Source organism: Salinisphaera sp. (assembly GCF_035690525.1).
Taxonomy (GTDB): domain Bacteria; phylum Pseudomonadota; class Gammaproteobacteria; order Nevskiales; family Salinisphaeraceae; genus Salinisphaera.
Genome location: NZ_DASSKM010000110.1, coordinates 26,199 through 44,428, shown reverse-complemented (window position 1 = coordinate 44,428; position 18,230 = coordinate 26,199). Strand labels below are relative to the sequence as shown.

Sequence of the window (18,230 nt, the reverse complement as noted above, 5' to 3'; positions counted from 1 at the left end):
GGCTAAAAATCTGTCCGCAAATGAACGCAAATAAACGCGAATAAGACAATGTTCTATACAGGGCAGCGGTCATCATGTGCGTTAACTAAGCGCTTCACTTCGACGCGAGGCTTGCCGAAATTAAGTAGCAGGCCAGCCTGCAGCCCTGTCGCACGCAGATAATTCATGAGCTGAGCCTCATGAACGCTCGTTAAATACGCTAATGCTTTTATTTCAACGATCAAGCGATCTTCCACCACCAAATCAGCAAAGTATTCACCTACTGTATGGCCACGATACATAACGGCCAGATGTTTCTGCTTTTCGTAGCGAATATGCTGGCAGCCGAACTCCACAGCCAGTGCGTTTTCATAAACATTTTCAAAAAAACCGGCACCTAGCCGGTTGCTGACCTCGAACGCGCAACCAATGACGCGCTCCGAGACACGGGCCTCATTCGCGGACCGAATTGTTTTTAGTCATGGCGTTGATGAAGCGCTCGAACAACGGCCCGACGTCGTGCGGGCCGGGGCTGGCTTCCGGGTGCCCCTGAAAGGAAAAAATCGGGGCATCGACCATCTCGATTCCCTGCAGGGTGCCGTCGAAAAGCGAGCGGTGGGTGACCCGCACGTTGTCCGGCAGACTGGCCTCGTCGATCGCAAAACCGTGATTCTGACTGGTGATCATCACTTCGCCGGTCGCCACGTCGAGCACCGGATGGTTCGCACCGTGATGGCCGAGCTTCATCTTCAGGCCCTTGCCACCCACGGCAAGGCCGAGGAGCTGGTGGCCGAGGCAGATGCCGAAAGTCGGAAACCGGCGCTCGATCAACTCCCGGCAGGTTGCGATCGCATAATCGCAGGGCTCGGGATCGCCCGGTCCGTTGGACAGCAGTACGCCGTCCACGCCCATGCCGAGCACGTCGTCGAGCGGCGCTTTCGGCGGCACGACCGTCACCTTCGCGCCACAATCGACCAGCCGACGCAGGATATTGAACTTGACCCCGTAATCGTAGACCGCGACCGAGAAACGCGGCTCGGCCGGCGCGTGGGCATCGTTCGGGCCAATCCATGTGCCTTCGGTCCAATGATAAGACTCGCGCGTGCCGGCGTCGGCCGCGAGATCGGCGCCCTTGAGACCCGGAAATTCGCGTGCGGCGATCACTGCTTGTTCTTCGTCGATATCGTCGCCGGCGACGATCGCCCCGTTCTGGGCGCCGTTTTTTCGCAGCAGCCGCGTCAGACGACGTGTGTCGATATCGCCGATGCCGACGATGCCGTTGGCTTCGAGATAGCCGATCAGGCTGTCGTCGTTGCGCCAGTTGCTGGGCGCGCGCGGCACTTCGCGGATAATCAGTCCGGCGGCTTGAACGCCCGCCGATTCGACGTCTTCGCTGTTGGTGCCGGTATTGCCGATATGCGGGTAGGTCAGGGTGACCATTTGTTGCCGGTAGGAGGGATCGGTCAGGATTTCCTGATACCCCGTCATGGCGGTGTTGAACACCACTTCACCGACTGTCAGACCGCGCGCACCGATGGCGCGGCCGCGAAAAATACTTCCGTCTTCGAGCGCAAGTACGGCTTTCGGGCGCAATGAGGGCTCCAGGGCTGGAATGACACAGGCCGCAAGGCGGCGAGAGTATATCGATTCGCCGCGCCGACCGCCAGCCGGCGCGACGCGCAAGGGGCTGTTGCGCTAGCTCAAGCCCAGCACGTCGTTCATGTCGTAGCGGCCGGGGTCTTGTTCGGCCGCCCAGACCGCCGCGCGCATCGCTCCGCCGGCGAACGTCTGCCGCGAGCTGGCTTTGTGCGTAATTTCGATGCGCTCGCCCTCGCCCGCGAACAGCACGGTATGCTCGCCGACGATATCGCCGCCGCGAATAGTGGAAAAACCGATGGTTTTACGCTGGCGCGCGCCGGTATGGCCTTCGCGTGCGTAGACCGCGCAGTCGTCCAGATTCCGGCCGGTTGCCCCGGCCGCCACCTCGCCGAGCTTGAGCGCGGTGCCCGATGGCGCATCCACCTTGTGTCGGTGATGCGCCTCGATGATTTCGATATCGAAATCATCGCCCAGGGCGGCCGCGGCGCGGCGCACCAGGTCGAGCGATAAATTCACGCCGGCGCTGTAGTTCGGCGCCTGCACGACGGCGATCTCGCCGGCCGCCGTATCGATTTCGCCCTGCTGTTCACGCGAATAGCCCGTGGTGCCGATAACCATGGCCGCGCCCTTGTCGCGACAGACGCCCAGCGCGGCGATTGACGGATCGGGCAGCGAGAAATCGACCAGCACATCGAAGTCGTGCTCGCTCATCCCCGCCGAATCGGCGAGCGCGACGCCGGTCTCGGCGATACCCGCCATGCGGCCGGTGTCGGCGCCGAGCGCTTCGCTATGCGGCGAGCCGAACGCCGCGACCAGTTCGAGATCGTCGCGTTTGCCGCAGGCGGCGATCAGTTCGCGCCCCATGCGGCCCGCCGCGCCGTTGATGGCCACCCGCGTCGTCATTGCAATCAGCTCAGGTGTTCGCCGAAAAAGCGTTTGGCCTTGTCCAGCCAACTGCTGGTGGCTGGGCTGTGACTGCGCCCGCTTTCTTCCATCGACGCACGGAATTCCTCCAGCAGCTTCTTTTGCCTGGCGTTGAGGTTGACCGGGGTCTCGACGCTGACCTTGACCAGCAGATCGCCCGGCGCGGAGGTCCGCACCGATTGCACGCCCTGGCCGCGCAGCCGAAAGGTCTTGCCGGACTGGGTCTCGGCCGGAATCCGCAGATTGACCTTGCCCTTGAGCGTCGGCACGTCGATCTCGCCGCCGAGCGCCGCCGTGATCATGTCGACCGGAATGTTCGCGCGCAGATTGTTGCCGTCGCGCACGAAGAACTCGTGCGGTTTGACGTTGATCTGAACATACAGATCGCCGGCCGGGCCGCCCATCTCGCCGGCTTCGCCCTCGCCGGACAAACGAATGCGATCGCCGTTGTCCACGCCCGGCGGGACTTTCACCGACAGCGTCTTGGACGACTGCACGCGGCCGTCGCCGTGGCATTTCTTGCAAGGATTACGAACCTTCTTGCCCGACCCCTGACAGTCCGGGCAAGTCTGCTGGATCGACAGAAAGCCCTGCTGGATACGCACTTGGCCGTTGCCCTTGCAGGTGTCGCAGGTATCCACCGGCGAGCCGGCTTCCGCGCCGTCGCCGCCGCAGGCCTCGCACTGCTCCAGCGTGGGAATACGGACCTCCACCGTGTCGCCGTCGATCGCGGTTTCCAGGTCCAGGTCCAGGTCGTAGCGCAGATCGGCGCCGCGGGCCGCGCGCTGGCGGGACCCGCCCATGCCGCCACCGAAGATGTCGGAGAAGATATCGCCGAAGATATCGCCGAACCCGCCGGCGCCCGCGCCGCCGAATCCGCCGCCGGCCGCGCCGCCGAGCCCGGCATGACCGAACTGGTCGTAGGCGGCCTTCTTCTGATCGTCGGACAACACCTCGTAGGCTTCCGAAGCCTCCTTGAAACGCGCCTCGGCCGCTTCGTCCCCCGGGTTGCGGTCGGGGTGGTTCTTCATGGCCAGGCGGCGGTAGGCCTTCTTGATCTCGTCCTTCGAGGCGCTTTTCGAAACACCCAAAACCTCGTAGTAGTCGCGTTTTGCCATGGTCGTTGTCCAAGATCCCTGATTATTAATTTAGTGACGAAATACGCGAAGCAGCGCGATTTCATGCGCGCGGCCGCCGACGTCCGCGACCTCGCCGCGGCCATCGGCCGCGTTGAAAACAGCTAACGTTTCAGCTGTTTGGTGCAGGGTTAATAATCAGCCATCTTTACCTGCGTTGAATCAAAAAATGCCGGGGCAGCGAGCGACGCTACCCCGGCGCGTGGCCGGCGAGTGGCTATACCCGCCGGGCGTTACGAGTTGGTGCCGGACTTCTTGTCGTCGTCGTTGACTTCCTCGAAGTCGGCATCGACCACATCGTCGTCGGAGTTGGCCGAGCTGCTCTGTTGGCTCTGGGTGCCACCTTGAGCCTGCTCGTCGCCCTGGCTGTAGGCTTTTTCCATGATCGGCGCCGAGGCCTCCGACAGCTTCTGCGTTTTGGCCTCGATATCGTCCTTGTCGTCGCCTTCAAGCGCGGTGCGCAATTCGGCGATGGCGTCGTCGACCGGCTTCTTTTCATCGTCCGAGACTTTATCGCCGAGATCGCGCATGGCCTTCTCGATGCCGTGGATCAGGCCATCGGCCTGATTACGCGCCGAGATCAGCTCGTTGAACTTGGCGTCTTCCTCGGCGTGCGCCTCGGCGTCCTTGACCATCTTCTCGATCTCGTCGTCGGACAGACCGGAAGAGGCGCGAATTTGGATCGACTGCTCCTTGCCGGTGGCCTTGTCCTTGGCCGAGACGTTCAGGATGCCGTTGGCGTCGATGTCGAAGGTGACCTCGATCTGTGGCGTGCCGCGCGGCGCCGGCGGGATATCCGACAAATCGAAACGGCCCAGCGACTTGTTGGCGCTCGACTGCTCGCGCTCGCCCTGGAGCACATGCACGGTCACGGCCGGCTGGTTGTCCTCGGCGGTCGAAAAGGTTTCCGACTTGCGGGTCGGAATCGTGGTGTTCTTCTCGATCAGCTTGGTCATCTTGCCGCCGAGCGTCTCGATACCGAGGCTCAATGGCGTGACGTCCAACAGCAGCACGTCCTTGGTGTCGCCCGACAGAACCGAACCCTGGATGGCGGCACCGACGGCCACGGCCTCATCCGGATTGACGTCCTTACGCGCGTCCTTGCCGAAGAAGCTTTTCACCGCTTCCTGCACGGCCGGCATGCGGGTCTGGCCGCCGACCAGGATCACGTCGTCGATATCCGAGGCCTTCATGCCCGCGTCCTTGAGCGCGGTGCGGCACGGATCGATCGTGCGGGCGACCAGATCCTCGACCAACGATTCCAGCTTGGCCCGGGTGATCTTCATGTTGAGATGCTTGGGGCCGGACTGATCGGCCGTGACATACGGCAGGTTGACCTCGGTCTGCTGGGTCGAGGACAGTTCGATCTTGGCTTTCTCGGCCGCTTCCTTCAGGCGCTGCAGGGCCAGCTTGTCGCGGCGCAAGTCAACGCCTTGCTCCTTTTCGAACTCATCAGCGATGTAATCGATGATCTTGTTGTCGAAATCCTCGCCGCCGAGGAAGGTGTCGCCGTTGGTGGCGTGCACCTCGAACTGGTGCTCGCCATCGACCACCGCTACTTCGATAATCGAGATATCGAACGTGCCGCCGCCCAAATCGTAGACCGCGATCTTCTTGTCGCCGCCCTTTTTGTCCATGCCATAGGCCAGCGCTGCCGCGGTCGGCTCGTTGATGATGCGCTTGACATCCAAACCGGCGATGCGGCCGGCGTCCTTGGTCGCCTGACGCTGGCTGTCGTTGAAATAGGCCGGCACGGTGATCACCGCTTCGGTGACCGACTCGCCGAGATAATCCTCCGCCGTGGCCTTCATCTTCTGCAGCACCTTGGCCGAGATTTCCGGCGGCGCCATCTTCTGGTCGGCCACCTGCACCCAGGCGTCGCCGTTATCGGCCTTGACGATCTGGTACGGCACGGACTCGATGTCCTTCTGCGTGGTCGGGTCCTCGAAGGTACGGCCGATCAGGCGCTTGATCGCATACAGCGTGTTGGTCGGATTGGTCACCGCCTGACGCTTGGCCGGGCGGCCGACCAACGTTTCATTGTCGTCGGTGAAAGCGACGACACTCGGGGTCGTGCGTTCGCCTTCGGCGTTTTCGATGACTTTCGGGCTGTCGCCTTCCAGCACCGCAACGCAAGAGTTGGTGGTGCCAAGGTCGATACCGATGATCTTGCCCATGTCTTAATCCCTCTTGATTCTTCAATCTACGCTGCGTCGGCAGCGGCTCGAAACGTTACATGACAATCGATTTGGGGCGATCTCTCTGCCTTTTCAAGCAGGACGCGCCGCTTTTCAGCCGTCTCCGGCCGGTTTGGCGACGACCACCATGGCGGCCCGCAGCACGCGGCCGTTGAGTGTGTAGCCCTTCTGCATCACCGACGCCACCGTGTTCGGGGCCAGCTCGTCCGTCGGCTGCGTCGATACGGCTTCGTGATAATCCGGGTTGAAGGTCTCGCCCTCGGGATTGATCGCCTCGATGCCGACTTTCTCCATGCCAGAGGCCAGCATGCGATGCGTCATCTCCATGCCTTCCTTGAGCTTGTCGAAATCGCCGTGATTGTCCGCGGCCGCCTGCAGGCCCAGCTCGAGGCTGTCGCGCACGCCGAGCAGTTCGGTGGCGAATTTCTCGATCGCGAACTTGCGGGCCGACTCGACGTCGCGCTGGGCGCGCTTACGCACGTTTTCCATTTCGGCCCGGGCCCGGATCGCCTGATCGCGATACTGCTCGACTTCTCCCCGGGCCTGTTCGAGTTCGGCGAGCAATTCATCCGTGCTCGCCACGCTGTCGACGCTCGCCTCGCCCGCATCGACGTCGTCATCGCTGCGGTTCTGGACGCTCTCGATATCCGGCTGTGGCGTGTTCGCGGCGGCAGAATCCTGCTCGCCGTGCGGCGTCTGGCGTTCGTCGTGCTGACTCATTGCAAATCCCCACTTCCAAATTGCAGGTAATCGATTGACCGAGCGCCGCCCGGTAAATCGGTCGCGGCGCCAACTGAGCCCGAGAATTGGGTTGGACGCCGGTATTTCAAGACGCCGCCGTATCTTTCGGCGCGACGCGGCTTCCCTGCACGACCGGCGCGCCAACGCGTTGAAATTGTCATCCAACCTGTGAATGCTTAGGTTCATCACCCGGCCACGGAAACGGCCTCGATGGGCACCGCCTTCTCCACCATCGGCATCTTCGCCAAACGCGACGACACAGGCGTCATGCGCACGCTATACGCGCTGACCGCCGATCTGCTGGACCGCGGCAAGCGCGTATTAATCGACGACTCGCACCACGCCGGCGAGTACGGCGTGATCTCCTGCCCGCGCGATGAACTCGGCGCGGCCAGCGATCTGGTCGTGGTCGTCGGCGGCGACGGCACCCTGCTCGACGCCGGGCGCGCGGTCGCCGCGCACGGCGTGCCGCTACTCGGCATCAATCTCGGCCGGCTGGGCTTCATGGTCGACGTACTGCCGGACGACATGAAAACCACGCTCGACGAGGTGTTCGCCGGCCATTACATCGCCGAAGCCCGGCTCATGATCACCGCGCGGCTCAAGCCGGTCGGCGCCGAGGTGGCCGAGGACGGGGTCCTGGCGATCAACGAATGTGTGGTACGCAATCAGGCTTTCGCGCGCGTACTCGACTTCGACACCTACATGAACGGCGACTTCATCAGCCATCATCGCGCCGACGGCATGGTGATCGCGACGCCGACCGGCTCGACCGCGTATGCGCTGTCCGGCGGCGGGCCGGTGCTGCATCCCGGCCTGAACGCGCTCGCGCTGGTGCCGATTTGCCCGCATACGCTCTCCGACCGGCCGCTGATCGTCGACGCGGATCACGAGATCGAGATTCGTATCGCCCGTAGCCTGGAAGACGGCGCGCTGTTCACCAGCGACGGCCAGGTCAGCCAGGGCCTGGGCGCCGGCGACAGCCTGATCGTGGCCCGGGCGCCGCACGACTTGCACCTGATCCACCCGCCGGGCTACGACTACTTCAATATTCTGCGCAACAAGCTGCACTGGGGACGGGGTCAGCAGGTACCTCGAGTCTGATACTGTATTTAAATACAGTATATGGCGTCGATGACGACGCCGAATCGGAATATACGATGCTGGCAGAAATTACGATCCGCAACTTCGCCATCATCGACCGCCTGGCGGTCGAGTTCGGCGCCGGCATGACCGTACTGTCCGGCGAGACCGGAGCCGGTAAATCGATCCTCGTGGATGCGTTGAGCCTGATCCTGGGCGACCGGGCCGACGGCGCCGCCGTGCGTGAGGGCGCCGATCGCACCGACATCACCGCGCGTTTTACGCTGGCTGACGCGCCGGCCGCCACCGCTTGGCTGGCCGATCACGAACTGGACGCCGACGAGGAATGTGTGATTCGCCGCGTCGTGGCACGGGAAGGACGCAGCCGCGGCTGGATTAACGGCACGCCGATGCCGGTTCGCGAGTTGCGCTCGCTGGGCGAATGTCTGGTCGATATCCACGGCCAGCATGCCCATCAGTCGCTGCTAAAGCGCGACACCCAGCGCGCCCTGCTCGACCAGTACGGCGAACACGAAACCGCGCTGGCCGCGGTCGCGGACGCCGCCACCCGCCTGCGCGCCACGCGCCGCGCCATCGAGCGCATCGAACAGCGCGACAGCCGCGGCGAATCGCGGCTCGATCTGCTGCGCTATCAAGTCGATGAACTCGAAGCGCTGGGCCTGCAAACGGGCGAAATCGAAGCACTTGAAGCCGAACATAAAAGACTGGCGAGCGCGGAACGCCTGATCGGCGACGGCCAGCGCGCTCTCGGCCTACTGTACGAGGCCGAGGAAGGCGCCGCGACCGATCGGCTGGGCGCGGTCGAGCGCTTGATCACCGAACTCGCAACCATCGACGCCGGCTTCGAACCGATTGCCGAGCTGGTCGGTCATGCGCTGATCCAGGCCCAGGAAGCGGCCGATACGCTGCGGCGCCACGTCGACGCCCTGGACATCGATCCGGAGCGATTCACCGAAGTCGAGAATCGACTCGGCAGCATTCGCGACGTGGCGCGCAAGCATCATGTCGCGCCGGAGGAACTTAGCGAATTGGCCGAGCGGCTTGCCGCCGAGCTCGCCGAACTGGAAGGCGCCGACGAAAAACTTGCGCAACTGCACGCCGACGAGCGCGCACAACGGGCGGCGTATCTCGATGCGGCGCGAGCGCTCAGCGAAGCGCGTCGAACGGCCGCCATACCGCTGGGCGACGCGATCACCCGGGTCATTCGCTCGCTGGGCATGCCCGAGGGCGAGTTCAGCGTTCGGGTACGCCCCGAGGCGACAGAACGTATTTCGGCCACCGGGACCGACCATATCGAACTCCTGATCGCGGCTAACCCGGGGCAAAGCGCGCGGCCGCTCGATCGCGTGGCCTCCGGCGGCGAACTCTCGCGCATCAGTCTGGCGATCGAAGTGATCGCGACGGCTCGAACCCGCGTGCCGACGCTCGTTTTCGACGAAGTGGACACGGGCATCGGTGGCGGCGTGGCCGAGATCGTCGGCCGTCAGCTGCGCGCGCTCGGGGCGAGTGGGCAATCGCTGTGCGTGACGCATCTACCCCAGGTCGCCGCCCAGGCGCAGCATCATCTGCATGTGGCCAAGCAGGTAAAGAACGGCCGCACGACGACCCGTATCGACACACTCGATCGGGACGACCGCATAGAGGAACTCGCGCGCATGCTGGGCGGCGTCGAGTTGACCGAGCAGACCCGCGCGCACGCCGCGGACATGATTTCACGCGCGGCCGGCTGATCGCTTGCCAGCTTGCGCAAGCCGCGCCGTTTGGCAGCTGAAAATAGGCTGCCGTATGATGCGCCCGATCAATAGGGGCTTTCGATCTATGAAACCACTCGCTGCGCTCATGCTGCTGTTGGCGCTTTCGGCCTGCAGTCTTCCGGTGTTCTTTCGCGTTCCGATCGTTCAGGGGAACATCGTGACCACCGATCAGGTCGCCAAACTTAAAAAAGGCATGACCAAGAAACAGGTGGCCTACGTGCTCGGCACGCCCCTGATCAAGTCGCCGTTCGAAACGGACCGCTGGGACTACGTGTTCTACTACCGGAACCCGTATGCGCATGTTCGTGAGTCCCAACTGAATCTGTATTTCACCGACGGCAAACTTACCGATATCGAAGGCGACGAGGAATACATGGCCCAGGCGTTCAAGGCCGGTAACCAGCCCGGCCCCGGCGATACAGCGCCACTCCCGGGCGGGACGAGCGCGATCGGCGCGCCGCTCGGCACGATGAACTCGTCGAGTGCAGATCAGGCGCTGGGCAACGCCGCCGAGAACAACACGAGTGCGAACGACGAGAACCTGCCCGGCTCGAACCGGACCGTAACCACCGAGACCCGGCCGACCATCGAGGACCCGCTGCCGCACAAAGGTCCGCCGCTCCCCGGCCAGCCGGATTAGGCTCTAAGAGGAGCCTTCAGTTCTTGTATTTCGCGCGGCGCCGGCGGCGCTCGCGCGGATCGGCCGTCAATGGGCGGTACAACTCGAGCCGCTGACCGTCGCCGACGATCTCGCGCGCATCGATCTTGCGCCCGAACACGCCATAGGCCGCGGGCGCGCCGCCGCACTGCTCGCGGCACAGCTGTTCCAGGCCCGAGGCGCGCGCCACCGTTTCGGCCGTCGCATCGGCGGCCACAACCACCGTCTCGCGCCAACACCGCCCCGGTAGCGCAAACACGACTTCCACCTGTTTGCTCGGCCAATCGCTCATCAAGAAGGTTTCCATATCGCCTGAATCAGATCCAGCACCCCGAACGCATAAGCCACTACCGCGATTAGCGCGATACGGGCCGGATAACGCAGCAACACGTGCCAGACGGCGAAAGTCGTCGTTCCCGACGTGTCCCGGCGGGGGCTCCACGCTTCGATCAGGCGACGCCGGGCCAGCACGCGCCCGACGAGCACGCACAGCATCAGGCCGGTTACCGGGATCAGCCAGCGGGCGCTGATCAGGCTGAACCAGTCGAAGATGTTCCAATTGAACAGCCGCCAGCCGGCCAGGGCGCCGAACGAATTCTGCGCGGCCAGGCCGAGAACGGCGACCGCCACGCCGGTATAGACCGAAGCCTGAAGACGCGGCAGCCGGGCCCGCTGCGACACCGCCTGCACCAGCGGCTCGAACAGACCGATCCCGGTCGTCATGCTGACCATGGCCAGCAAAACGAACAACAGCGCCATCGTCCAAACCGGGCGCACGCTGACCGGCAGGACCTCGAAGATACGCTGCGCGCCGGCCGACAAATCGCCCCCGATGCCGGGAACCAGGCTGGCGAGCACGACCGCGAAGGCGAAGGCGACGATCTGGCTGGCCACGATCACCATCGCGGATAAACGCACGGCGCGCGCGCGCGACGGCAGACGCGAAGCCAGCGCGACAATGACCCCGGTGCCGAGGCTGAGCGAAAAGAATGCCTGATACAACGCTTCCAATACGCCGCGCGCACCCAGAGCGCCCGGGTCGAACCGCAACAACCGTGCCGATGCGCCGGCGGCCGGCCAACGCCAGACGGCCACGATCAACAGCAGGGTGAGCAGCCCGAGCATGCAGGCGGCGAGCGTGCGCATGACCGGCTCGGTGCCCCGCTGCAAGCCACGCGCGGCGGTGGCGACGAGCAGCAACACGAACAACAAGAGCCAGCCAAGCCCGCGTTCGCCGTCGCGCGCGAACGCGACGAACCGGGCCGCCGACTGCTCCGCCGAAACCCCGCCGAGCGCACCGGATACCGCGTGCATGCTGTACGCGAGCGACCAGCTCCCGACTACGGCATAGGCGGCCAGCAGCAGGAGCGCGCCGACCAGCGTCGCGTAGGCGCCCAACGTCCACAAGCGCGAATGCGGCTTTTCGCGCGTCCACCGCGCGATTACGCCGGGGACGTCCATATGGCTGCCGCGCGCCATGAGCACCTGGGCGCTGAATACGGGCATGCCCATGAATATCAGCGCCAGCAAATAAACCAGCAGAAAAGCGGAGCCGCCGTAGGTCGATAACAAATAAGGAAGGCGCCAGAAATCGCCGAGACTCACAATCGCCGCACTACAGACGATCACGAATCGCGCGGAAGACGACCAGTTCTGCGGTGAAGGACGATAGAAACGCGCCATGGCCCGCAGAGCTTGCCTCGCCGGCTATAATAAGTCCATGAGCAAACGCAAGGACAAAAAGCAGCCGTCGAGCACGATCGCGCTCAACCGGCGCGCGCGCCACGATTATTTCATCGAGGAGCGCCTGGAGGCCGGATTGGTTCTCGAAGGTTGGGAAGTCAAGTCATTGCGCGCCGGCAAGGGCCGGATCGCTGAGGCGTATGTTCTGATCAGGCACGGCGAGGCCTTCTTGCTGGGCGGCCATATCCAGCCACTGGAGTCAGCCTCCACGCACGTCGTCGCCGACGCCACGCGAACGCGCAAGCTGCTACTGCACGAACGCGAACTGGCCACGTTGATCGGCGCCACCGAGCAGAAAGGTTTCACGATCGTGCCGCTGACCATGTACTGGAGCCGCGGCAAGGCGAAGCTCGAAATCGCGCTGGCCAAGGGCAAGGCCAAGCACGACAAGCGCGAGGCGAAAAAGAACCAGGACTGGCAGCGGCGCAAGGCTCAGATCATGCGCAGCGAAGGCTAAGCAAAAACGGCGACCGCCTGCCGGCCGACCAGCACGGGTTCGTGCCGGCTGTTCCAGATCGTCATGTGCTGGCTGGAATAGCCGTCGCCGATCCGTTCGGCGCGCGAACGACACAGCCACCAGCCGTCCACGGTCGCCGGCCGTTCGCCCAACAGTTCGAACTGCCAGGTGACGCTGCTCACCGGAGCCGGCTGCTGCATACAGGCCATGGCGGCCGGGGGCAACGCGTCGGCCAGGGCCACCAGCCCGACCGTCGAATCGCGCACCGCTTCATCGCGATGCCGTATCCAGACACAGAATTCCGGCTCTTCGGCTGCGCTCATCGGCGCCGCGCCAGCCACGCGCGCGGTGTCGAAGTGTCGGGCGAAGTTCGGCCCGAGATTGCGGCCCTGTTCGTCTTCGAAAAACAGCCCGCCCGCCGCGGCATCGGCAACCGGGGGCGCCGCGAGATCCTGATACGCGAGCGTCGACGAGCGCGCCCGGCCGAACGCGAAAGTGGCGCGCACCGCCGCAGCTTCGCCGCTGGCGATGTCCGCGGCGACGAAGGCGGTCGACTTGCCCCGGCGCAACAGCTGCGATCGAACGCCCAGCCGCGGACCGGCCGGCCCGACGAATGCGATCTGAGCCGAGCGCAGCGGCGCCAGATCGCCGTGCGCGGCCTTGATCGCGGCCAAGCAAATCGCCGCCGACAAGCCGCCGTAGATCGCCCGGCCTTGCAGCCAATCTTCGGGTATTTCGATCTCGTGCGCCGTGCCCTCGGGTTGGAACTGACCGAGTAACGCGGATAAAGGCGTGCGGTGGGAATGGTCGGTCATAGAGCGACCCGGTTGAAATGCCGCTACAGCCTATCGCAATACGCCGCCGTATTGTCGAGGCATGGGCCAACAGGTCGTGAATACGAACCGGAAACACCGGCCGGTCATTAAGACGCAGAGCCGGCGGCATGTCGCCCCGCGCAGCGCCCCGAAAAAAGACAGCCGCCGAGGAACGTGCCCTCGAGCGCGTTGTAACCGTGATAACCGCCGCCGCCGAAGCCGGCCGCCTCGCCCGCGGCGTAGAGGCCCGGGATCGGCTCGCCGGCGGCGTCCAGTACCCGGGCCTGCAGGTCGGTATGCAAGCCGCCCAGGGTCTTGCGGGTCAGAATATGCAGACGCACGGCGATCAACGGGCCGTGGGCCGGGTCCAGCAACCGGTGCGGCCGGGCGACACGGAACAATCGATCGCCGCGGTACGCGCGCGCGCCGGCAATCGCCGTGATCTGCGCGTCCTTGGAAAAGCGGTTGGCCATCTGGCGATCGCGCGCCACGATCGTGGCTTCGAGCGTCTCGGCATCGATCAGCGTTTCGCCGGTCAGGCGATTCATGCCGGCGGCGAGTTCCGCGACGTTGCCGGCGACGACGAAATCGGCCCCCCGGGTCTTGAACGCCTCCACCGGCGCCGGCGCGCCCCGCGCCAGCCGCGCACGCAGCACGCGGCGCCACGACTGCGAGGTCATGTCCGGATTTTGCTCCGAGCCCGAGAGCGCGAATTCTTTTTCGATGATCGACTGATCGAGCACGAACCAAGAATAGTCGTAGCCGGTGGCCAGAATCGCGCGCAGCGTCGCCAGCGTATCGAAACCGGGCACACAAGGCGCCGCCAGGCGCCGACCGGCCGCGTCCAGCCATAGCGACGACGGCCCGGGGATGATGCGAATGCCGTGTCCGGGCCAGATCGGCCGCCAGTTGGCCACCCCTTCGGTGTAGTGCCACATGCGATCGGCGTTGATGACCGCGGCCCGCGCATCGCCTGCCGCGATGTCGATCATGCGCCCGTCCACATGGTGGGGCACGCCGGAGAGCATATGCTTCGGCGGCGGGCCGAGCCGCGCTATCGGCCAGTTGGCGCGCACCTTGGCGTGATCGCCGCCGATGCCGCCGCTGGCGATCACGATCGCATCCGCCGTGTATTCGAAAGTGTCAACGACCTCGCGCGACGAGCGCTGCCCGCGTTCGGCCGGGCTCGCGGCCAAAATCGCCCCGCTTGCGCCGCGGACATGGCCGCCGGTGGTACACAGCGCGTCGACCCGATGACGACACTGCAGATGCACCCGAGCCGCGGCGATATGCGCGCGCAGCCGTCGCTCAAACGGCGCCACGATGCCCGGCCCCGTGCCCCAGGTGATATGAAAACGCGGCACCGAATTGCCGTGGCCGTCCGCCGCGCCGCTGCCGCGCTCGGCCCAGCCCACGACCGGGAACCAACGCATGCCCAGGCCGCGCAGCCATTCGCGCATGCCGCCGGCGGCGAACTCGACGAACGCTTCGGCAGTGCGCCGCGGCCAGTGATCCTCGGACCGGTCGAAGCCGGCCGAGCCCAGCCAGTCCTGCCAGGCGAGCTCGGCCGAATCCGCAATCCCCATGCGCCGTTGCTCGGGCGTATCCACAAGAAATAGACCACCGAGCGACCAATGCGCCTGGCCGCCGAGCGAGTTCTCGCCCTCCTGCTCGAGAAGTCGAACCGAGCGGCCGGCATCGGCCAGCTCGACCGCGGCGACAAGCCCGGCCAGGCCCGCGCCGATTACCAAGGCGTCGGTATGCTCAGCCATCGCGTTCTCCGGTGGGCCGGTCTTCAATATGAGCGCCGCGCGCGTCGATGCGGCTTCGAGTTTCGAACATAGTGCTGTCGGCGCGCGACGTCACGGCCTCGTGTCGCGCGCGATCAACCAGTCGGCGACGCGCGACCAACTGCGCCGGGCCATCAGGGCGCCGCAGGCCGGATGCAGGGGATCGCCGTGTGTCCATTCGCATTCGATATCGCGACTGCTCACGACCGCGGCCAGGCGCGCTCCGCAACCGGGCGAGCACACCGGATGATCGGCATCGGCGATAAACAGAATCGGGGCACGCACCGCGGCGAGACCGGCGCTCGCGTGCGCCATCGGCAGCCGGCCGGCGGCCAGCAGGTTGTCGGTCCATAGATGATCGATGACATCCGCCACTACCCCGCCCGGATAAGCGCGCGCCCGCAACGCGTCGTCGTCCGGCGGTTGCGCGGGGCCGAGCACGGCCTGGCGCGCGGTTGCCTGCAGCCAACTCGGCAGGTGCAGCGCCGACACCGGCAGATGACCGGCGCGTAGCCCGGCCAATCGGCGCCAGCGCCTCGCGCGCCGACGCAATCCGCCGGCCACGGCCGCCCCGACCGGCTCGGCCGCATAGTCGATGCAGGTATCCAGCAGGACCAGCCCGGCCAGATCCCCGGCCGGGCTGATCGCGGCGTAGCACAACGCCAACAGCCCACCCAGACGCCAGCCGTGCAGGCACAGACGGTGGCGCCCGCTGTGAAAGCGCACGCGATTGAGCATCTCGGGCAACAGCGCGGCGAAGTAATCGGTCAGGTTGCGCCGGTCCTCGGCCCGTGTCGGCCACCCCCAGTCCACGAGATAAAGATCGAAACCACGCGCCGACAGATAGGCGACCAAACTGTGCCGGGTGCGCTGGTCGTAGATACGGATATCGGCGGCCAGCGGCGGCACCAGCACCAGCGGCGTACGCGGTGCGGCGCCGTTTTCCGGCGCGCCGGCGGGCGCATAATAACGAACGGACACCCCGGCGCGACGATGAATGATTTCGTATTCCGCCGCGCCCGGCATATGCCGCGGCCGACGACCGAGCAACCGTCGCGCCAGATCGTGCTTCATCGCGGCGCGGCCCGGAATCGACGCCGCGCGGCCTCGACACGCGATGACGAGCAGGCAAACATCACGTGGCTCCCATGGCGGAAATTCAGATCACCCATGATAGCCAAGAGTACGCCGTGACCGGATCACCCATGTGCATGTTGAACTTCTTTGCCAGGTATGTTCATCCTTTGGGCCTGCAATCACAACGGAGCAACCCATGCAATATCGTCAGCTCGGCGATTCCGGTCTTAAGGTGTCCACGCTGACACTGGGCACGATGACGTTCGGCGGCGAGGGCCATATGGCCAAGATCGGCAACACCGATGTTTCCGGCGCCCGTACGATGATCGACAAGGCGCTGGATGCCGGCATCAATATCTTCGATACCGCCAACATGTATTCCGGCGGTATCTCGGAAGAGATTCTCGGCCAGGCGCTGGGCGACAAGCGCAACGACGTGCTGATCGCCACCAAGGTCCGTTTTCCGATGGGCGAAGGCGTCAACGATCGCGGCCTGTCGCGCGCGCATATCCGCCAGCAACTCGAGGCAAGCCTGAAACGGCTCGGCACCGAGCATATCGATCTCTATCAGATGCACCAATGGGACGGCGTCACGCCGTTGGAAGAGACGCTGGAAACCTTCGACACGCTCGTGCGCCACGGCAAGATCCGCTACTACGGCATCTCCAACTTCTCGGCCTGGCACGCGATGAAGGTACGCGCGATCTGCGAGCGCGAGGGCTTCATCAAGCCGATCAGCCAGCAGATTCACTACACCGCGCAGGCGCGCGAGGCCGAGTACGAGTTGATGCCGGCCGCGGTGGATTCCGGCCTCGGCACCATGATCTGGAGCCCGCTGGCCGGCGGCTTGTTGTCCGGCAAGTATCGCCGCGACGCCGACCAGCCCGAGGGCACGCGTTTTTCCGAGGGCTGGGAAGAACCGCCGATCGCGGATGAGTCGCGTCTGTTCGACATCATCGAGACGCTGGTGGAGGTCGGCGACGCGCACGGCGTGTCCGCCGCCCAGGTCGCCCTGGCCTGGATTCTGACCCGGCCGGGCGTGACCACCGCGGTGATCGGCGCCCGCAAAGAACATCAACTCGACGACAATCTGGCCGCCGCCAAGCTCGAACTGAGCGACCACGAGATCGCCGCGATCGAGAAAATCAGCCGCCCGGTGCTGCTGTATCCATACTGGCATCAACGCAAAACCGCCAGCGACCGGCTCGGCCCGGCCGATCAAGTGCTGCACGCGAACCACGCCGAAGGTTGAGCCCGGCTTCACTTCGCATAGGAAAAAAAGGGCCGTCGGAATCGACTGCCCTTTTTATTAATGCGCGTGGGTTCAAAAGCGCGCGTGCGGTAAGCTGCTTCGATTTCTATGCTGATGCCGACGGCTCCTGGCGAGGCGTTGGCCGCGTGATGCATGATCGACCTGCACACACATTCCACCGCTTCCGACGGCCGGCTTTCGCCCACGGCGTTGGTTGAACGCGCCGCCGCTCGCGGCGTGGTCCGCCTGGCGCTGACCGATCACGACACCGTCGCCGGCGTCGAGGAAGCCCGCGGCGCGGCGGCGGCCTGCGGCCTCGATCTGGTCGCGGGGTCGGAGATTTCGGCGACCTGGGAGCGGCGTACGTTGCACGTGGTCGGCCTCGGGCTGGATATCGAATGCCAGCGTTTGGCCGACGGATTAAGGCGCCAACAGCAAGAACGCGCGACGCGGGCCCGGGAAATCGCGAACAGGCTGGCGCGCATCGGGCTGCGTGACGGCCTGACGCGTGCCCGCGAAGCGGCCGGCGAAGGCGAAATCGGCCGCGCCCATTTCGCCGGGCTCCTGGTCGACGACGGCCTGGCGCGCAATCGTCAGGATGCGTTCAAACGTTATCTTCGACCGGGCCGTCCCGGCTACCGCCGCACCGTCTGGGCCGGGCTTGAGGACGTCATCGGCTGGATTCATGCTGCGGGCGGCCGGGCGGTTCTCGCCCACCCGTTCGGTTACGGCTTTTCCGGCGCCTGGCGTCAGCGCGCGGTCGCGGCGTTCGCGGCGGCCGGCGGCGACGGGCTGGAAATCTGTACCGGCGTCAGCACCGTGACGCAAGAAAGCCAGTCGGCCCGCGATGCGCGCCGGCACGGCCTCGCCGGCTCGATCGGCTCGGACTTCCATGCGCCGGAACAGTTCTGGCTGGATATCGGCCGCACGCGACGGTTGCCCGACACGGTCCCTGCCCTGGCTTTCGCCGCGGCCCCGCCGGCGTGATGCGCGGCGTTGCTAT

Annotated in this window: 17 protein-coding genes; 6 read left to right on the top strand and 11 right to left on the bottom strand. The window is 65.1% G+C overall.

Translation table 11 applies throughout. The features are described from left to right. Positions 1–53: 53 nt before the first annotated feature. The 6 genes from VFJ08_RS08410 to grpE form a co-directional block, all read right to left on the bottom strand. The gene (locus tag VFJ08_RS08410; protein WP_324996762.1) at positions 54–449 is read right to left on the bottom strand and encodes a GxxExxY protein; all 396 of its coding nucleotides are present in this window, start codon (positions 447–449) and stop codon (positions 54–56) included. Continuing rightward, a complete protein-coding gene (carA, locus tag VFJ08_RS08405) occupies positions 433–1,572 on the bottom strand; it encodes a glutamine-hydrolyzing carbamoyl-phosphate synthase small subunit (protein WP_324996744.1) in 1,140 nt (379 codons plus the stop codon). The genes VFJ08_RS08410 and carA overlap by 17 nt, the downstream gene beginning before the upstream one ends. A 102-nt stretch (positions 1,573–1,674) precedes the next feature. Then, positions 1,675–2,481, bottom strand: a complete 807-nt coding sequence (gene dapB, locus VFJ08_RS08400) for a 4-hydroxy-tetrahydrodipicolinate reductase (protein WP_349256972.1) — start codon at positions 2,479–2,481, stop codon at positions 1,675–1,677. A 5-nt stretch (positions 2,482–2,486) separates the two neighbouring features. Next, positions 2,487–3,620 (bottom strand): molecular chaperone DnaJ, encoded by a 1,134-nt coding sequence (gene dnaJ / locus VFJ08_RS08395; RefSeq protein ID WP_324996743.1) that lies wholly within the window; start codon positions 3,618–3,620, stop codon positions 2,487–2,489. A gap of 251 nt (positions 3,621–3,871) precedes the next feature. Then, the gene (gene dnaK / locus VFJ08_RS08390) at positions 3,872–5,815 is read right to left on the bottom strand and encodes a molecular chaperone DnaK (protein WP_324996742.1); all 1,944 of its coding nucleotides are present in this window, start codon (positions 5,813–5,815) and stop codon (positions 3,872–3,874) included. 114 nt (positions 5,816–5,929) lie between these two features. Then, entirely contained in the window at positions 5,930–6,556 is a 627-nt protein-coding gene (grpE, locus tag VFJ08_RS08385; protein ID WP_324996741.1) for a nucleotide exchange factor GrpE, read from the bottom strand. Between the two features lie 231 nt (positions 6,557–6,787). On the opposite strand from grpE, the gene VFJ08_RS08380 reads away from it, so the two are divergent. The 3 genes from VFJ08_RS08380 (at position 6,788) to VFJ08_RS08370 (ending at position 10,075) form a co-directional block, all read left to right on the top strand. Then, the gene (locus VFJ08_RS08380) at positions 6,788–7,681 is read left to right on the top strand and encodes an NAD(+) kinase (protein ID WP_324996740.1); all 894 of its coding nucleotides are present in this window, start codon (positions 6,788–6,790) and stop codon (positions 7,679–7,681) included. Between the two features lie 56 nt (positions 7,682–7,737). Then, complete coding sequence (gene recN, locus VFJ08_RS08375) at positions 7,738–9,411, top strand: DNA repair protein RecN (RefSeq protein WP_324996739.1); 1,674 nt, start codon at positions 7,738–7,740, stop codon at positions 9,409–9,411. A gap of 88 nt (positions 9,412–9,499) precedes the next feature. Continuing rightward, positions 9,500–10,075, top strand: coding sequence for an outer membrane protein assembly factor BamE (locus VFJ08_RS08370; protein WP_324996738.1), 576 nt, complete (start codon positions 9,500–9,502; stop codon positions 10,073–10,075). 16 nt (positions 10,076–10,091) lie between these two features. Here the strand turns inward: VFJ08_RS08370 and VFJ08_RS08365 are convergent, their stop codons facing one another. Next, positions 10,092–10,385 carry an RnfH family protein gene (locus VFJ08_RS08365; RefSeq protein WP_324996737.1) on the bottom strand — a complete coding sequence of 98 codons (294 nt, stop codon included), beginning with the start codon at positions 10,383–10,385 and terminating at the stop codon, positions 10,092–10,094. Next, the gene (locus VFJ08_RS08360; protein WP_324996736.1) at positions 10,385–11,776 is read right to left on the bottom strand and encodes a sodium-dependent transporter; all 1,392 of its coding nucleotides are present in this window, start codon (positions 11,774–11,776) and stop codon (positions 10,385–10,387) included. The genes VFJ08_RS08365 and VFJ08_RS08360 overlap by 1 nt, the downstream gene beginning before the upstream one ends. A 37-nt stretch (positions 11,777–11,813) precedes the next feature. On the opposite strand from VFJ08_RS08360, the gene smpB reads away from it, so the two are divergent. Then, positions 11,814–12,293: an SsrA-binding protein SmpB gene (gene smpB / locus VFJ08_RS08355; RefSeq protein WP_324996735.1), complete on the top strand. Its 480-nt coding sequence runs from the start codon at positions 11,814–11,816 to the stop codon at positions 12,291–12,293. Here smpB and VFJ08_RS08350 read toward each other — a convergent pair. The 3 genes from VFJ08_RS08350 to VFJ08_RS08340 form a co-directional block, all read right to left on the bottom strand. After that, the gene (locus VFJ08_RS08350) at positions 12,290–13,108 is read right to left on the bottom strand and encodes a thioesterase family protein (RefSeq protein ID WP_324996734.1); all 819 of its coding nucleotides are present in this window, start codon (positions 13,106–13,108) and stop codon (positions 12,290–12,292) included. The two genes, smpB and VFJ08_RS08350, sit on opposite strands and share 4 nt — an antisense overlap. 107 nt (positions 13,109–13,215) lie before the next feature. Continuing rightward, a complete protein-coding gene (locus VFJ08_RS08345; protein WP_324996733.1) occupies positions 13,216–14,880 on the bottom strand; it encodes an FAD-binding dehydrogenase in 1,665 nt (554 codons plus the stop codon). 90 nt (positions 14,881–14,970) lie between these two features. After that, the gene (locus VFJ08_RS08340) at positions 14,971–15,972 is read right to left on the bottom strand and encodes an alpha/beta fold hydrolase (protein ID WP_324996732.1); all 1,002 of its coding nucleotides are present in this window, start codon (positions 15,970–15,972) and stop codon (positions 14,971–14,973) included. 199 nt (positions 15,973–16,171) lie between these two features. Here VFJ08_RS08340 and VFJ08_RS08335 point away from each other — a divergent pair, with 199 nt between their 5' ends. Then, on the top strand, positions 16,172–17,227 hold the full coding sequence (locus VFJ08_RS08335) for an aldo/keto reductase (RefSeq protein WP_324996731.1): 1,056 nt from the start codon (positions 16,172–16,174) through the stop codon (positions 17,225–17,227). A 153-nt stretch (positions 17,228–17,380) separates the two neighbouring features. Beyond that, the gene (locus tag VFJ08_RS08330) at positions 17,381–18,214 is read left to right on the top strand and encodes a PHP domain-containing protein (protein ID WP_324996730.1); all 834 of its coding nucleotides are present in this window, start codon (positions 17,381–17,383) and stop codon (positions 18,212–18,214) included. Positions 18,215–18,230: the final 16 nt, after the last annotated feature.

What these genes read in the sequence shown, in the direction of transcription:
- grpE (WP_324996741.1), bottom strand. Translation starts at nt 6,556, where the DNA reads ATGAGTCAGCACGACGAACGCCAGACGCCGCACGGCGAGCAGGATTCT.
- recN (WP_324996739.1), top strand. Translation starts at nt 7,738, where the DNA reads ATGCTGGCAGAAATTACGATCCGCAACTTCGCCATCATCGACCGCCTG.
- dapB (WP_349256972.1), bottom strand. Translation starts at nt 2,481, where the DNA reads ATGACGACGCGGGTGGCCATCAACGGCGCGGCGGGCCGCATGGGGCGC.
- VFJ08_RS08380 (WP_324996740.1), top strand. Translation starts at nt 6,788, where the DNA reads ATGGGCACCGCCTTCTCCACCATCGGCATCTTCGCCAAACGCGACGAC.
- VFJ08_RS08365 (WP_324996737.1), bottom strand. Translation starts at nt 10,385, where the DNA reads ATGAGCGATTGGCCGAGCAAACAGGTGGAAGTCGTGTTTGCGCTACCG.
- VFJ08_RS08330 (WP_324996730.1), top strand. Translation starts at nt 17,381, where the DNA reads ATGATCGACCTGCACACACATTCCACCGCTTCCGACGGCCGGCTTTCG.
- smpB (WP_324996735.1), top strand. Translation starts at nt 11,814, where the DNA reads ATGAGCAAACGCAAGGACAAAAAGCAGCCGTCGAGCACGATCGCGCTC.
- VFJ08_RS08350 (WP_324996734.1), bottom strand. Translation starts at nt 13,108, where the DNA reads ATGACCGACCATTCCCACCGCACGCCTTTATCCGCGTTACTCGGTCAG.
- dnaK (WP_324996742.1), bottom strand. Translation starts at nt 5,815, where the DNA reads ATGGGCAAGATCATCGGTATCGACCTTGGCACCACCAACTCTTGCGTT.
- VFJ08_RS08360 (WP_324996736.1), bottom strand. Translation starts at nt 11,776, where the DNA reads ATGGCGCGTTTCTATCGTCCTTCACCGCAGAACTGGTCGTCTTCCGCG.
- VFJ08_RS08335 (WP_324996731.1), top strand. Translation starts at nt 16,172, where the DNA reads ATGCAATATCGTCAGCTCGGCGATTCCGGTCTTAAGGTGTCCACGCTG.
- dnaJ (WP_324996743.1), bottom strand. Translation starts at nt 3,620, where the DNA reads ATGGCAAAACGCGACTACTACGAGGTTTTGGGTGTTTCGAAAAGCGCC.
- VFJ08_RS08345 (WP_324996733.1), bottom strand. Translation starts at nt 14,880, where the DNA reads ATGGCTGAGCATACCGACGCCTTGGTAATCGGCGCGGGCCTGGCCGGG.
- VFJ08_RS08370 (WP_324996738.1), top strand. Translation starts at nt 9,500, where the DNA reads ATGAAACCACTCGCTGCGCTCATGCTGCTGTTGGCGCTTTCGGCCTGC.
- VFJ08_RS08340 (WP_324996732.1), bottom strand. Translation starts at nt 15,972, where the DNA reads ATGAAGCACGATCTGGCGCGACGGTTGCTCGGTCGTCGGCCGCGGCAT.